The sequence below is a fragment of the Xanthobacter sp. genome (genome assembly GCF_041911315.1).
Classification (GTDB): Bacteria; Pseudomonadota; Alphaproteobacteria; order Rhizobiales; family Xanthobacteraceae; genus Xanthobacter; species Xanthobacter aminoxidans.
Window position 1 is genome coordinate 53,652 of the sequence record NZ_JAYRPE010000039.1, and the last position, 14,419, is coordinate 68,070.

The 14,419-nt window shown below is 68.8% G+C and carries 12 protein-coding genes; 2 read left to right on the top strand and 10 right to left on the bottom strand.

Annotated elements, in window-relative coordinates:
* Positions 1 to 105 precede the first annotated feature (105 nt).
* The 8 genes from ACE3QW_RS12370 to ACE3QW_RS12405 form a co-directional block, all read right to left on the bottom strand.
* A complete protein-coding gene (locus ACE3QW_RS12370) occupies positions 106 to 1,005 on the bottom strand; it encodes a protein-glutamate O-methyltransferase CheR (RefSeq protein ID WP_374251703.1) in 900 nt (299 codons plus the stop codon).
* The gene (locus ACE3QW_RS12375) at positions 1,002 to 4,631 is read right to left on the bottom strand and encodes a response regulator (protein WP_374251704.1); all 3,630 of its coding nucleotides are present in this window, start codon (positions 4,629 to 4,631) and stop codon (positions 1,002 to 1,004) included. Before ACE3QW_RS12375 ends, ACE3QW_RS12370 begins: the two co-directional genes overlap by 4 nt.
* Before the next feature lie 100 nt (positions 4,632 to 4,731).
* Positions 4,732 to 5,664, bottom strand: a complete 933-nt coding sequence (locus ACE3QW_RS12380; protein ID WP_374251705.1) for a DMT family transporter — start codon at positions 5,662 to 5,664, stop codon at positions 4,732 to 4,734.
* Between the two features lie 208 nt (positions 5,665 to 5,872).
* Complete coding sequence (locus tag ACE3QW_RS12385) at positions 5,873 to 6,466, bottom strand: disulfide bond formation protein B (protein ID WP_374251706.1); 594 nt, start codon at positions 6,464 to 6,466, stop codon at positions 5,873 to 5,875.
* Between the two features lie 8 nt (positions 6,467 to 6,474).
* Positions 6,475 to 6,630: a DUF5993 family protein gene (locus ACE3QW_RS12390; protein ID WP_029556801.1), complete on the bottom strand. Its 156-nt coding sequence runs from the start codon at positions 6,628 to 6,630 to the stop codon at positions 6,475 to 6,477.
* A 78-nt stretch (positions 6,631 to 6,708) separates the two neighbouring features.
* A complete protein-coding gene (locus ACE3QW_RS12395) occupies positions 6,709 to 7,614 on the bottom strand; it encodes a VOC family protein (protein ID WP_374251707.1) in 906 nt (301 codons plus the stop codon).
* Between the two features lie 115 nt (positions 7,615 to 7,729).
* Complete coding sequence (locus ACE3QW_RS12400; RefSeq protein ID WP_374251708.1) at positions 7,730 to 8,356, bottom strand: hypothetical protein; 627 nt, start codon at positions 8,354 to 8,356, stop codon at positions 7,730 to 7,732.
* Between the two features lie 99 nt (positions 8,357 to 8,455).
* On the bottom strand, positions 8,456 to 10,429 hold the full coding sequence (locus ACE3QW_RS12405; protein WP_029556798.1) for a protein meaA: 1,974 nt from the start codon (positions 10,427 to 10,429) through the stop codon (positions 8,456 to 8,458).
* Between the two features lie 245 nt (positions 10,430 to 10,674).
* On the opposite strand from ACE3QW_RS12405, the gene ACE3QW_RS12410 reads away from it, so the two are divergent.
* Positions 10,675 to 11,046, top strand: a complete 372-nt coding sequence (locus ACE3QW_RS12410; RefSeq protein WP_245279319.1) for a hypothetical protein — start codon at positions 10,675 to 10,677, stop codon at positions 11,044 to 11,046.
* Between the two features lie 197 nt (positions 11,047 to 11,243).
* Here the strand turns inward: ACE3QW_RS12410 and ACE3QW_RS12415 are convergent, their stop codons facing one another.
* On the bottom strand, positions 11,244 to 11,480 hold the full coding sequence (locus ACE3QW_RS12415; RefSeq protein WP_024277182.1) for a GlsB/YeaQ/YmgE family stress response membrane protein: 237 nt from the start codon (positions 11,478 to 11,480) through the stop codon (positions 11,244 to 11,246).
* A gap of 282 nt (positions 11,481 to 11,762) precedes the next feature.
* Between ACE3QW_RS12415 and ccrA the strand changes: the two genes are divergently transcribed.
* Complete coding sequence (gene ccrA, locus ACE3QW_RS12420; protein WP_029556796.1) at positions 11,763 to 13,046, top strand: crotonyl-CoA carboxylase/reductase; 1,284 nt, start codon at positions 11,763 to 11,765, stop codon at positions 13,044 to 13,046.
* A 31-nt stretch (positions 13,047 to 13,077) separates the two neighbouring features.
* Here ccrA and ACE3QW_RS12425 read toward each other — a convergent pair whose 3' ends face one another.
* Positions 13,078 to 14,355 (bottom strand): diguanylate cyclase, encoded by a 1,278-nt coding sequence (locus tag ACE3QW_RS12425; protein ID WP_374251709.1) that lies wholly within the window; start codon positions 14,353 to 14,355, stop codon positions 13,078 to 13,080.
* Positions 14,356 to 14,419 lie beyond the last annotated feature (64 nt).

Here is a 14,419-nt window from a genome sequence, read left to right on the forward strand (position 1 = left end):
GGGCGATCCACTGTTGGGCAAGAGGGGTGTGGGATCACTGACAGGTAGACGAGCGGATGGGTGGATCCCCCGGACGAGCCGGGGGATGACAGTGTGAGGAAGCCCCTACCCGCCCGCCGCCCGGGGCAGCAGGCGGTAGAGCTGGGCGGTGCCGTCGATGATCTGGAAGCGGTTGCGCGCCTGCGAGAATTCAAGGTTCTCGCGGGTGCCGATGCACAGGAAGCCGCCGCGCACGAGGCTCTGGGCGAAGCGTGCCAGCACCTTGTCCTGCAACGGCGTGGTGAAATAGATCAGCACGTTCCGGCACAGGATGAGATGGGCCTCGCAGAACACCCCGTCGGTGACGAGGTTGTGCTCGGCGAAGGTGACGTTGGCGGTGAGCTTCTGGTCGAGCTTCATCAGCTCGTAGCGGGCGTGGAAATAGTCCGAGAAGCTTCCCGCCCCGCCCGCCGCGCGATAGCGCCGGCCCGCCTCGCGCGCCTCCTGAAGGGGGTAGATGCCCTCCGCGGCGCGATCGAGGGCGGCCTTCGAGATGTCGGTGGCGAAGATGCGGGTGCGCTCGTAGAGCCCCGCCTCGGTGAGCAGGATGGCGAGGGAATAGATCTCCTCCCCATGGGCGCAGCCGGCCTGCCAGATGTTGATCTCCGGATAGGAGGCGAGCAGCGGGAACACCCGCTCCTTCAGCGCCAGGAAGACGTGCGGATCGCGGAAGAATTCCGACACCGGCACCGAGAGGCCGGCGATGATGTCGGGCAGCCGCTCGGGCGCGTGCAGCATCCGGGTGGTGAGGTCCGAGACGGTTGCGGCGCCGAAGCCGGTGGCGAGGTTGCGCACCCGCCGCGTCAGCGAGGCCTTGCCATAGTCGCGGAAATCGTAGCCGTAGCGGCGGAACAGCGCCTCCACGAAGAGATCCACCTCGATGGTCTCCAGCGCCAGCGCATCCCGCGCCTCAGCGGCCGAACCCGGGGGCGGCGGATCGTCCGGCGCGTCGATGTCCCCCGTCATTGCGCGGCGAGCCAGGTGCGGATCATGGTCAGCAGCTTCGGCACATCCACGGGCTTGGCGAGATAATCGCTGGCGCCGGCGGCGAGGCACTTCTCGCGGTCGTCCTTCATGGCCTTGGCGGTGAGGGCGATGACCGGCAGCTTGGCGAAGCGCGGCTGGGCGCGGATCTGCGCCATCGCCTCGTAGCCGTCCATCACCGGCATCATCACGTCCATCAGCACGATCTCGATATCCGGCTGCTCGTCGAGCTGCGCCAGCGCCTTGGCGCCGTCCTGCGCCAGCACCACGTTGACGCCGCGCGCGCGCAGCACCTTGGCGAGAGCGTAGATGTTGCGCATGTCGTCGTCGACCAGCAGCAGCTTGCGGCCTTCGAGGTCCCCGTCCGGATTGGCCGCGAGCTGTTCCGGCTCGCGCTGCACCGAGTGGAGGAACAGCGACACCTCGTCCAGCAGGCGCTCGGGCGAGAGGGCGCCCTTCACCACGATGGCGTCGGTGAAGGCGCGCAGCTTCATGCGCTCCTCGGTGGTGAGGTCGCGGCCCGAATAGACCACCACCGGCACATGCCTGCCGCCGCCGGCGAGGCGCTCGATCAGCTCGAAGCCGGACATGCCGGGCAGGCCGAGATCGAGCACGATGCAGTCGAGATCGCCCTGCGCCACCACCTCCAGCGCCTCCTCGGCGCTCCCCGCCTCGACGATCTGCGCCTTCTCGCGGGCAAGCAGCGTGCGTACCGCATGGCGGGCGGCAGCGTCGTCGTCCACCACCAGCACGCGGCGGGGACGGTCGGCGGAATAATGGGTGAGGAGGCCGAGCGCCTCGGACAGCTGGTCCGCGCTCACCGGCTTGGTGAGGAAGCCCACGGCGCCGAGGTCGCGGCCGCGCCGGCTCTCGTCCAGCGCCGAGACGAAATGCACCGGAATATGCCGGGTGGCGGGATCGGCCTTCAGCCGCTCGATCACCGTCCAGCCGTCGAGGCCCGGCAGCATCACGTCGAGCAGGATGCCGGTGGGCTTGTAGGTGCGGGCGAGGGCGAGGCCGCTGCCGCCGTCGCCGGCCGCCAGCGCCAGATAGCCCTTGCGCCGCACCAGCCCCACCAGCGTGCGGGCGAATACCGGATCGTCCTCCACCACCAGGATCACGGTGGCGCCGGGGGTGAGCCGGTCGCGGTCGTCCTCCACGCTCACCGCGGGAACGGGGGGCAGGCCGGAGAGGCCGGCCGCCTCGCGCTCCTGCCGGCTCGTGTCGAAGGCCACCTGACGCGCATCCATCGCCGGCTGGGGCACGGGCGCAGGGATGGGCGCCGCCTCCCCGTCCTCGTCCGGCAACGGCTCGCCGACCGGAATCTCCAGGGTGAAGGTGGAGCCCTGCCCGAGCGCGCTTTCCACGGTCACGCTGCCGCCCAGCAGGCGGGCGAGGCGCTGGGTGATGGCGAGGCCGAGGCCGGTGCCGCCGAACTGGCGGCGGGTGGAGGCGTCCACCTGCTCGAACGCCTCGAAGATGGCGTCGAGCTTGTCCCCGGGAATGCCGATGCCGCTGTCGGCCACCGCCACCTTCAGGATCTTGCCGGCCTCATCCTTCGAGAAGGTCACGGAGACCCGGCCCTGCATGGTGAACTTCAGCGCATTGCCGACGAGGTTGGTGAGGATCTGGTCGAGCTTGCCGGGATCGGTGAAGACCATGTCCGGCGCGTCGGCGACGGAGACCGCGAGGCGCAGCCTGCGCTCCTGCGCGAGGCGCCGGAAGTTGCGCTCCAGCCGCTGCGCCACGCTCGCGATCTTCACCGGCTCGTGCACCACCTCCATCTTGCCGGCCTCGACCTTGGAGAGATCGAGGATGTCGTTGATGAGGCGCAGCAGGTTCGAGCCGGACGAGTGGATGATGCTCGCCGCCTCCACCTGGTCGGCATCGAGATTTCCGGTGCGGTTCTCGGCGAGATCCTGGGAGAGGATGAGCAGGCTGTTGAGCGGCGTGCGCAGCTCGTGGGACATGTTGGCGAGGAACTGGGACTTGTACTCGTTGGCCCGCAGCAATTCCTCGGCCCGCGCCTCCATCTGCTGGTTCAGCGCCTCCAGCAGCTCCTTCTGCTCCGTCATCTCCTGCGAGGAGCGGCGCAGCACGTCGTTGGAGGCCTGCAGCTCGTCCGCCTGCACCCTCAGCTCCTCCTCGGAGGCGGCGAGGCGCAGCGAGCGCTCGTGCAGTTGCTCGTTGGTGGCGCGCAGCTCTTCCTGCTGGGTGCGCAGCTCCTCCTCGGCGACGCGCAGCTCCTGCGCCTGCTTCTGGCTCTGCTCCAGCAATTCGCGGGTGCGGGCGGCGCGGACGAGATTGTCGAGGGAGAGGGCGACGAGCGGCGCGACCTCGTGGAGCAGCCTGCGGGCGCGGTCCTCCAGCGGCGCGAGCAGCGCCAGCTCGATGACGCCGAGCAGGCGCTTCTTGAGCACCAGCGGCACCGCGACCACGGAGTGCGCCGACGCCTCCCCGGTGCCGGTGCGGATGCGCAGATGGTCGGCCGGCACGGGCGAGAGGACGATGGTCTTCCTCTCCAGGGCGCACTGGCCGACGAGCCCTTCGCCGATGCGCACGCGGGTGGACAGGTGCCGCCGCTCGGAAAAGGCATAGCTGCCGACCAGTTCCAGCGCCTCCGCGTCCGGCCCGGCCGCCTCGTCATGGGCGTAGAACACGCCGACCCCCGCGCCCAGCAGCGGCGCAAGCTCGGTCAGCAGCACGTCGGCGAAGGCGCGCGGCTCCTCCTGCGCCTGGAGGCGGGCGGCGATGGCGTTGAGCCCGCTCTTCACCCAGTCGGTATCCTGCGCCGCGATGGAGGTCGCCTTGAACACCCGGAGCGCGCGGGCCAGCGTGCCCACCTCGTCCTTGCGCTCGGCGTAGGGCACCTCGATGGTGTGGTCATGCTCGGCGAGGCGCGTCATCAGCTCGGCAAGGCGGCGCAGCGGGATGGCCATGAAAACCGCGCCGAGGAACACGCCCGCCACCGCGACCAACAGCGTCGCCACCAGCGCGATGACATCGATGGCACCGACGATGGCCTCGGCCCGGTCGAGGTCGGCCTGGGCGCTGACGATCTCGGCGGATGCAGCGGCGCTCAGTTCATCGATGGCACCGACGATGCCGCGATAGCCCTCCTCGCTGGCTTCCGCAGCGAGAAAGACACGTAGCGCCGCATCGATCGCGGCGGGGTCCCCCTTCTCCGCCGCCGCCAGCAGGGGCGCCGCCACCGCGTCGCTCCAGCGCCCGGCAATGCGCGAGGCCCGCTCGGCGAGGGGCAGGAGCGAGGGCTCGCCCGCCACCGCCGTCCGCAGGGCCGCGAGCTTCTCGCCGGTGAGCGCGGTCGACGCCGAAAGCCGGGCCTTGAGGCCGCGGGGATCGGCGAGCGCGGTGCGCATGGTCTCGAGCTGCCGGCGATTGAAGGCGCGCGTCGCCTCGGCGGCGAGCAGGCTGACCTGGCGGATCTCCTCCACCCGGACTTCCTGCGTCTTCGCCATGCGGGCCGTCACCCAGTTGGCGCCGAGCAGCAGGGCGAACATGGAGATGAGGAGTCCGACGATCAGCCCGGCCTTGGCCTGCATGCCGAGATTGGCGAACCACGACCGTTCGGTCAGATTTTCCAGCATTCCCCGCGACCCCTTCCGACCCCGCCGCAGAATGCATAGGCGGGGGTGAAGAAGGATTGAAGAGGAAAATCAGGCCCGGCCGCCCGGCCGCCCGGCCGCCTCAGCGCTGCGCCATGCTCCGCCGCGCCGAGAGCGTCGCCAGCGCGATGCCGGAGATGACCAGCGCATAGCCCGCGAGGTGGTACCAGGCCATGGTCTCGCCGAGGAAGACGATGGCGAGCGCCGTGCCGAACACCGGCAGGAGGTGCAGGAACGGCGCCGCCGCATTCGCGCCCACCAGTTCCACCCCCCGGTTGAAGAACAGGTAGGCGACCAGCGACGGCCCGGTCATCACGTAGGCCAGCGTGAAGAAGGTCACATGGTCCAGCGGCAGCACCTGGCCGTGGAGATATTCCCAGAGCGCGAAGGGCGCGAGCAGCAGCGAGCCCAGCGCCATGATGACGGCGAGGAAGGACAGCGGCCCGAGCGGCGGCCGCTTGCGCAGAATCGCCGCGTAGAAGGCGTAGATCACCAGCGCGATGATGATGACCACGTCGCCGATATTGGGCTTGAGATGGAGGAAGGTGTCGAGGTCGCCGTGGCTGATGATGACCATCACGCCCACGAGGGAGGTGACGACCCCTGCCGCCTGGCCGAGACTGAGCTTTTCCCGGAACAGCACGAAGGTCCATACCGCGACCAGAAGCGGCGCGGTGGACTGCACCAAGAGGCCGTTCACCGCCTGCGTATATTGCAGGCCGTAATAGCTCATGGCGTTGTAGCAGGCGATGCCGGTGGCCGCGAGCAGCACGAGGAACGGCAGGTTCCTGCGGATGATCGGCGCATCGCGGACGATCTGCTTCCAGGCGAACGGCAGCAGGATGAGCGTCGCGCCGATCCAGCGCACCATGGCAAGCGTGATGGGCGGGATGTGCCCGGCGATGTAGCGCCCCACCACGAGGTTGATGGCCCACAAAAGGGCCACCAGGGTCAGGAGCACATAGGGGGCGTCATAGAGGGCGAAACGGCTGGGGCGGACCGGTGTGGCGGACATGTCTTCTCCCGAGACGCACCTGTGCGATGCGCCATGTGATGACCTGTTGGCCGGGAGTGCCGTCCGTCCCCTCTTATTGTAACGGCCTGCGGGCCCCTTCCTCTAACCCGAGGGGAGCCATGAGGGAAATCGAATTTCACTGTGTGAAGCATCACAATGGGTGATGACTCAGGCGGTGTCGTGAGATGTTTCGGCCGCGGCCGAAAGGTCAGCGGCCCAGCAGGCGGTTGAGGGTGCCGTCCTGGATCAGCTGGTAGCTGGTCGGGTTGTCGGCGCACAGGCCGGAGCCGCATTCCAGGATGGTGGAGACGCCGTTCGCCAGCGCCAGCAGCAGCACCAGCACGATCGCCGCCGTGCCGAGCAGCGGGCGATGGGGCCGCGCGTCGGCCGACTGCCGCTCGAACTGCCCATCGAACAGCAGCAGCACGGCCGAGCCGAGCACGCACACGCCGAACAGCACCAGCGCCCAGGCATAGAAGTGCAGGCCGAAGAAGGCGTCGCCATAGGCGCCCTCGCCGGGGATGATGTGCAGCAGCGTCTGCCGGGTGGAGACCGCCCCGCCCGCCAGCGACGACAGGATCATGATGGCGTAGTGCGAGGGGCGCGGGCCGAACTTCACGTTCAGCGCCAGCCCGGCGGCGACGCAGACGAAGCCGGCCCGCTGCAAGAGGCAGAGCGGGCACGGCAGATCGTTGAACACGAGCTGATCGAAGAAGGCGGCGATGAGCACCGCCGACACGGCGAGGAGGCCGAGCGCGTTGAGCACCCGGAAGCGGTCCGCGAGGGTGAGGCCGGTGTCCATGGCGTCCCTCACAGCGCGATGTTGAGCGGATCGGTGACGTGCAGGCGGAACAGCACCAGCATGGTCGCCACCGAGAGCACCCAGAGCGCGAGCGCGGCCATGCGCTGGCCCATGAGCGTCGCCGCAAGGGCGAGGAACACGCCGAAGAACGGCAGCGACATCATGGCTTCGGCCCCCCGGCCCGCACCGGCGCGGATGTGCGATTCGGTGCCTGCCGAGCCTAGCTGAGCCCTGGCCCAGCGTCACGCTGCGGCGCGGAACTCCACCCCGTTGCCGGAGGGGTCGACGACCCGCAGCGCGCCGTCACTCGACGGCTGCGTTTCCACGCCCGCCACGGCGAGGCGGGCGGCCAGGGCCGCGAAGGCATCGGCGGCCAGCGTCACGGTGAAATGGTCGAGCCCCACCGTTCCCGCCGCCGGCACCGGGGCGCCGCCCGACTGCCAGACGTTCAGCCCCACATGATGGTGATAGCCGTCCGCGCTCACGAACAGCGCGCCGGGATAGCGGGCCATGATGGCGAGCCCCACCGTGTCCACCCAGAAGCGCTTCGCCGCGTCGAGGTCGTTCACCTTGAGATGGACGTGACCCATGTCGGTGCCGGCCGGGGCGGGACCGCCCGCCACCTTCGCCTCGCGGGCGAGAGCCTGGAGATCGAGCGGCAGCGTCTGCATGGCGATGGAGCCATCCGGCTGCAGCGGCCATTCCGCGCGCGGCAGGTCGCGATAGATCTCCACGCCGTTGCCGTCCGGGTCGTCCACATAGAGCGCCTCGCTCACCAGATGGTCGGAGGCGCCGAGGCGCAGGCCGGCCCCATTGAGCGCGAGAAGCCGCGCGGCGAGGCTGGCGCGGTCCGGCACGCGGAGCGCCATGTGGAACAGTCCGGGTGCCCGGCGCGGCGCCGGCGGAGCCGAAGGACGGGAAAGGATCTCCACCAGCGGCTTGCCGCCGGCGCCGAGCACGGTCGCCTCGCCCTCGGCCAGCACCTCAAGGCCGAGGAGGTCGCGATAGAAGGCGATCAGGCGGCCGGGGTCGGGGCTGGCGAGGCTGACGGCACCGAGCACGAGGTCGTGCGGCGCGGTCCCGGCGGACAGGTCGGTGGCGGGGATGGACTGGGAGCCGGTCGAGCCGGCGGGGGCGGCGATGGTCATGGTGAGGCTCCTTGGCGCCGGGAGGTCTTGAGCCCTGCCCGGCTGGGCGTTGTCCCAAATATGGACACGGCCCGCGCAAGGCGCCATTGCGCCGTTGCAAGCAAAAGCTGGCGCCTCAGCCCTCGAACCACTCTTCCGAGACCTTGCGCAGCTTGCCGCGGCGCCATTCGTAGATCTGGGTGCAGCGCATGAAGCGCTCCGGGTTCGGCCGCGTGCAATAGGCCGAGTGGGAGAAGACGATCACCTGCGGCCGTCCGCCGCCCTTCGGCGCGATGATGTCGAAGCCCCGCGCGCCCCGGTCGAAGGCGCGGGTCCAGCGGCCGGGGCCGGTGGAGATGAAGAGGATGTGGCGGAAGCCGTCGGAGCCGATCCACGGCGTGATGCCGCCGTCGCACTCCATGGCGTGGGTGTCGATGAGATAGTCCGGCTGGCTATCCGGCGAGACGTTCACCACGTCAAAGACGGTCTTCGGGTTCCATTTGGGCGTTCCCTCCTCCGCCCGACAGGCCGCCTCCAGCTCCTTCACCGCCTTGGCCACCACCTTCGGCAGGCCGGCATAGGGATTGGAGGCGGGAGCCGCGGCCACGGGCGCGGGAGCTTCGGCTGAAGCGGGTGGGGGCGCGGCAGGTGCAGCGACAGGTGGTGCAGCGGCGGGCGGAGGCGGCGCCTCGGCCGCCCATGCGATGTCGGTCGCGCCCAGCCCCATGGCCGCACAGAATGCCGCGACGAGAACCGTCCTCATGCTCGCCCCCATACCCGGGACGCCGAGCCCGGACCGGGGACAATCTAGAACCGGGCGCCGCCGGATTGAACAGGCCGCGCCCGGTGCATCACGCGTGGATCACGCCGCCTTCTGGGCCTCGCGATCCACGATGGTCACGATGTCCGCCATGATCCGGTTCAGCTCGAAATTCTTCGGCGTGTAGACGGCGGCGACGCCGAAGCCCTTGAGCTGGGCCTCGTCCTCCGGCGGGATGATGCCGCCCACCACCACCGGCACGTCGGAGAGGCCTTCCGCCCGCATCCGCTCCATCACGTCGCGCACCAGCGGCACGTGGGAGCCGGAGAGGATGGAGAGGCCCACCACGTGGACGCTCTCTTCCAGCGCGGCGTTGACGATCTCGGCCGGGGTCAGGCGGATGCCCTCGTAGACGACTTCCATGCCGCAGTCGCGGGCGCGCACGGCGATCTGCTCGGCACCGTTGGAATGGCCGTCGAGGCCCGGCTTGCCGACGAGGAACTTGATGCGGCGGCCAAGCTTCTCGGAGACCGCATCCACATTCTTGCGCACCTCCTCGAGGCCCTGCGTGTCCACCCGGGCGGCGCGGCCGACGCCGGTGGGGGCGCGGTATTCGCCGAACACCTCGCGCAGGCAGGTGCCCCACTCGCCCGTCGTCACGCCCGCCTTGGCGCAGACGATGGAGGGCTCCATGATGTTGCGGCCTTCCTGGGCCGCGCTCTTGAGGTCCGCCAGCGCCGCGTCCACGGCCTTGGCGTCGCGCGCCTCGCGCCACGCCTGAAGCCGCGCGATCTGCTCGGCCTCGACGCCCTCCGGCACGGTGAGGATGGCACCTTCGCCCGTGGTGAGCGGCGAGGGCTCGCTCTCGGTCCAGCGGTTGACGCCCACCACCACCTGGTCGCCGCGCTCGATATTCTCGAGGCGCCGGGTGTTGGACTCCACCAGCTGCTGCTTCATGTAGGAATTCTCGATGGCCGCGACGGCGCCGCCCATGCCCTCGATGCGGGCCAGTTCCTCGCGCGCCTCGGCCTTCAGCTCCTCCACCTTCTTGGCGATCTCGGTGGAGCCGTCAAAGATGTCGCCGTATTCGAGCAGGTCGGTCTCGTAGGCCACCACCTGCTGCATCCGCAGTGACCATTGCTGGTCGAACGAGCGCGGCAGGCCCAGCGCCTCGTTCCAGGCGGGGAGCTGCACCGCGCGGGCGCGGGCCTTCTTGGAGAGGGTGACGGCCAGCATCTCCAGGAGGATGCGGTAGACGTTGTTCTCGGGCTGCTGCTCGGTGAGGCCGAGGGAGTTCACCTGCACGCCGTAGCGGAACAGCTTCTGCTTGGCGTCGGTGATGCCGTAGCGGTTGACGCAGATCTCGTCCCAGAGGTCCACGAACGCGCGCATCTTGCACATCTCGGTGATGAACCGCATGCCCGCGTTCACGAAGAAGGAGATGCGCCCCACCACCTCGCCGAACACGGCGCCTTCCGCCTCGCCCGACTTCTTCACCGTGTCGAGGATGGCGATGGCGTTGGCCAGCGCGAAGGCCAGCTCCTGCACCGGCGTCGCCCCGGCTTCCTGCAAATGGTAGGAGCACACGTTCATCGGGTTCCACCGGGGCAGATGCTCGGTGGTGAAGATGATGGTGTCCTTGGTGAGCCGCATGGAGGGCGCAGGCGGGAACACATAGGTGCCGCGCGAGAGGTATTCCTTGATGATGTCGTTCTGCGTCGTGCCCTGGAGCCGGGTGCGGTCCGCGCCCTGCTCGTCGGCCGTGGCGATGTAGAGCGAGAGCAGCCACGCCGCGCAGGCGTTGATGGTCATGGAGGTATTCATCTCGGCGAGCGGGATGCCCTGGAACAGGGTGCGCATGTCGCCGAGGTGGGAGATGGGAACGCCGACCTTGCCCACTTCCCCGCGGGCGAGGGGATGGTCGCTGTCGTAGCCGGTCTGGGTCGGCAGATCGAAGGCGACGGAGAGGCCGGTCTGTCCCTTGGCGAGGTTGGAGCGATAGAGCTTGTTGGATTCCGCGGCGGTGGAATGCCCCGCATAGGTGCGGAAGAGCCAGGGTTTGTCGCGGAGCACCATTTCCTAATCCCCATCCATCGCTTTTGGATATTTGCCGCGATTGTGCGTCGCAATGCGCGCGCCGTCGATGGGAAATTTTTCCAATACCGGAGGGCGGCCGACCCGCGCAGGGCGCCCCGAATCGGGCGCCCGTCTCAACCGTCGCGTCAAACGCGCTGATTGCATTTCTAAATAATTTCTCGTTTTGATTGTATTGATGCTAGCCTTCCACCCGTTTCGGATCCGGGGGGACTGGGGTGCGGCAGGTGGTGGTTCTCATGGCGGCGCTGGCGACCGCCGCATGCGCGAAATCGGCCGACAAGGTCTCGGCGGCCTATGTCTCGCCGATGCAGTTCCAGAGCTACAGCTGCCAGCAGCTCGCGCAGGAAGCCGAGCGCATATCGGCCCGCGCCATCGCCCTGACCGGAGCGCAGAACAACCGGGCGACCAGCGATGCGGTGGCGACCACCGTGGCCGTGGTCATCTTCTGGCCCGCCGCCTTTCTGGTCGGCGGCGACGATGCGCAGACCGCGGAACTGGCGCGGCTCAAGGGCGAGATGGACGCCATCGAGCAGGTCTCGATCCAGAAGAAATGCGGCATCTCCTTCCAGCGTGAGGACGCCCAGAAGGCCTCCTGAAAAGCGCCGCGAAATCGCGCGCCCGCCCGGCCCATGCTGCCCCGGAACGATGGCGCAGCACGGGCCGGCGGCGGGGCTTGGCGCTAGAGCACGCGCCGATCTGATTGCGTCGCGATCAGATCGGAGCACGCGTTCTCTTTTTTCGACTTAGAGGGCGATTCACCGATCAAGTTGTCCCAACGTGATCGGATCGCGCTCTAGCGCTTCACCAGCGAGATGACGAACAGGAGGATCACCGCGCCGATGGTCGCGGAGATGATCTGTCCGATCACGCCGCCCACGAGGATCACGCCGCCGAACAGGAAGCCGCCGATGATGGCGCCGACGATGCCCACGGCGATGTTGCCCACCAGGCCGAAGCCGTAGCCCTGGAAGAGCTGGCCCGCCAGGAAGCCGGCGACCGCCCCGACGATGATCATCCAGATGATGCCCATGAACTTCTCCCATCCCCTTGTGTCGGCGCCGGCCGTCCGGCGCGGAACACCGCCACTCTAGCGGGGCCCGCCGCCGCCGGAAACGCCAGCGCGGCCGGAAACGCCAGCGGGGAAACTCCAGCGGGGTCTTGGGCGTTCATTGTCCTGTGCCGCAGCGCCGCATGGCCGAATGTCGGGGTTGAGAATGACTATCGCCTTGGATTTTTTCTCTGCTACGCTGCATTGCGAGATAGGGACTTAACGACGCGACCGAACGGTCCACACCAGGAGAGGACGACAGCCATGGCCCAGACGGCAGCCGCCAATACGAACGAGGGACCGGTGAAGGACCTTTATGAGCTCGGCGAGATTCCGCCCCTTGGTCACGTGCCCGCCAACATGTACGCCTGGGCCATCCGCCGCGACCGCCACGGGCCGCCGGAGCAGTCGTTCCAGCTGGAGGTGGTGCCCACCTGGGAGCTGGGCGAGCAGGACGTGCTCGTGCTCGTGATGGCCGCGGGCGTGAACTACAACGGCATCTGGGCCGGCCTCGGCGAGCCGATCTCCGTGTTCGACGTGCACAAGGTGCCCTATCACATCGCCGGCTCCGATGCCTCGGGCATCGTCTGGGCGGTGGGCTCCAAGGTGAAGCGCTGGAAGGTGGGCGACGAGGTGGTCGTCCACTGCAACCAGGACGACGGGGACGACGAGGAGTGCAACGGCGGCGACCCGATGTTCTCCCCCTCCCAGCGCATCTGGGGCTATGAGACGCCGGACGGCTCCTTCGCCCAGTTCTGCCGGGTGCAGGCGCGCCAGCTGATGCCGCGCCCCAAGCACCTCACCTGGGAAGAAAGCGCCTGCTACACCCTCACCATGGCCACCGCCTACCGCATGCTGTTCGGCCATCCGCCCCATGACGTGAAGCCGGGCGACTATGTGCTGGTGTGGGGCGCCTCGGGCGGCCTCGGCGTGTTCGGCGTGCAGCTCGCCGCCGCCTCCGGCGCGCACGTCATCGGCGTCATCTCCGACGAGACCAAGCGCGACTACGTGCTCGGCCTCGGCGCCAAGGGCGTCATCAACCGCAAGGACTTCAAGTGCTGGGGCCAGCTGCCCAAGGTGAACTCGCCGGAATATGCGGACTGGCTCAAGGAAGCCCGCAAGTTCGGCAAGGCCATCTGGGACATCACCGGCAAGCGCGACGTGGACATCGTGTTCGAGCATCCCGGCGAGAGCACCTTCCCGGTGTCGACGCTGGTGGGCAAGCGCGGCGGCATGATCGTGTTCTGCGCCGGCACCACCGGCTTCAACATCACGTTTGACGCCCGCTATGTGTGGATGCGCCAGAAGCGCATCCAGGGCTCCCACTTCGCCCACCTCAAGCAGGCCTCCGCCGCCAACCAGTTCATCATCGACCGGCGCGTGGACCCCTGCATGTCGGAAGTGTTCCCGTGGGACCGCATCCCCGAGGCGCACACCAAGATGTGGAAGAACCAGCATGCCCCCGGCAACATGGCGGTGCTGGTGAACGCCCCCCGCACCGGCCTTCGGACCTTCGAGGACGTGCTCGAGGCCCTGCCGAAGAAGTGAGGCGCGCCCTTCCGCGCCATCAGGGACGATCTCAGGGCCGCGGCACGCCGCGGCCCTCTTCATTTGCAAAGGACAGCGCCGCGCCATCAAGCGGCCGCGGCGCCGCAGGCATCCCAGCCATCTGCGCAGTCATCTCCACCGTCGCGAGGTCCGCCCCGGCCGCCACCACGCGGTTGCGGCCGGCGCGCTTGGCGGCATAGAGGCCAGCGTCACCGCGCCGGAACAGGGTTTCGATGGTGGCGCGCTCTCCGGCGGCGATGCTGGCGCAGCCGATGGAGACGCTGCAATCGAGGTGCGACGTCGCCGGCGTGGTCAGCCCGCGCACCGCACGCCGCATCCGCTCCGCCACCACGATGGCCTCCGCTTCCGCCTCGGGCAGCAGCACCGCGAACTCCTCCCCGCCCACCCGGCCGAAGAGATCGTGGGCGCGCAGCGCGCGGTGCAGGCGCTCGGTGACGGCGGCGAGCACCTCGTCACCGGCCGGATGGCCGAACGTGTCGTTCACGCGCTTGAAGTGGTCGATGTCCACCAGCAGCAGGCTGGCCGGTTCGCCGCGGCCCGCCGCCCGCGCGAGCCGCTCGCGCGCGGCCTCGAAGAAGGCACGGCGGTTGAGGATGCCGGTGAGGGAATCGATGGTCGCGGCGACCAGCAGGCGGCGGTCCACGTCTTCCTTCAGCAGCAGGAGGAAGCCGACCCCCGCACCCACGCAATAGCCAAACATCACCAGAAGCCCCAACGACAGCGCCGGCGGGGCATCGAACACCCCCATCCCGGCGCCGAAGCCGGCATAGGCCCGCATCAGGAAGGCGAGCGACACGAGCAGGTAGAAGCCGGCGATGATGCGCTGGAGGCGCGAGCCCTCCCCATCCCCCGCCAGTGCCGCGAACGCGATGCCGAACAGCGCGCTGATGATGATCGCGGCGTAGCCCACGTAAAGCCCCGGCGTGGTGGCTGCGAGGACGAAGACCACGCTGCCCAGCGTCGCGACGCCGAAGAGCAGCCGGGTGACGCCGCGCCGGTGCTCCCGCGTGTCGACAATGGTCGAGACCTCCAGCGCGAAACTGAAGAAAATGGTGACATTGGCCACATAGACCGAGACGAGGCTGGAGATGTCGCCGCGCAGGCTGATGAGGATGCAGGCAACACCGTGCAGCACCCGGGCGCACACGAAGCGGCGGATGAGCCGCTGCTTGGTCCCCGTTTCGCGATAGCCGAGCAGCAGCAGGCAGACCACGAAGTCCGCCAGGGACATGAGGCGGAAGAGGGTGCGCACATCAAGTGTGCTGAAGAACAGGACGGACAGGCTCATGACCCGTCCCCCCGGACGCCGAGCGCCGAGCGCGAAGGCCCGTCCCGCCGCAGTGCCGCCGCCG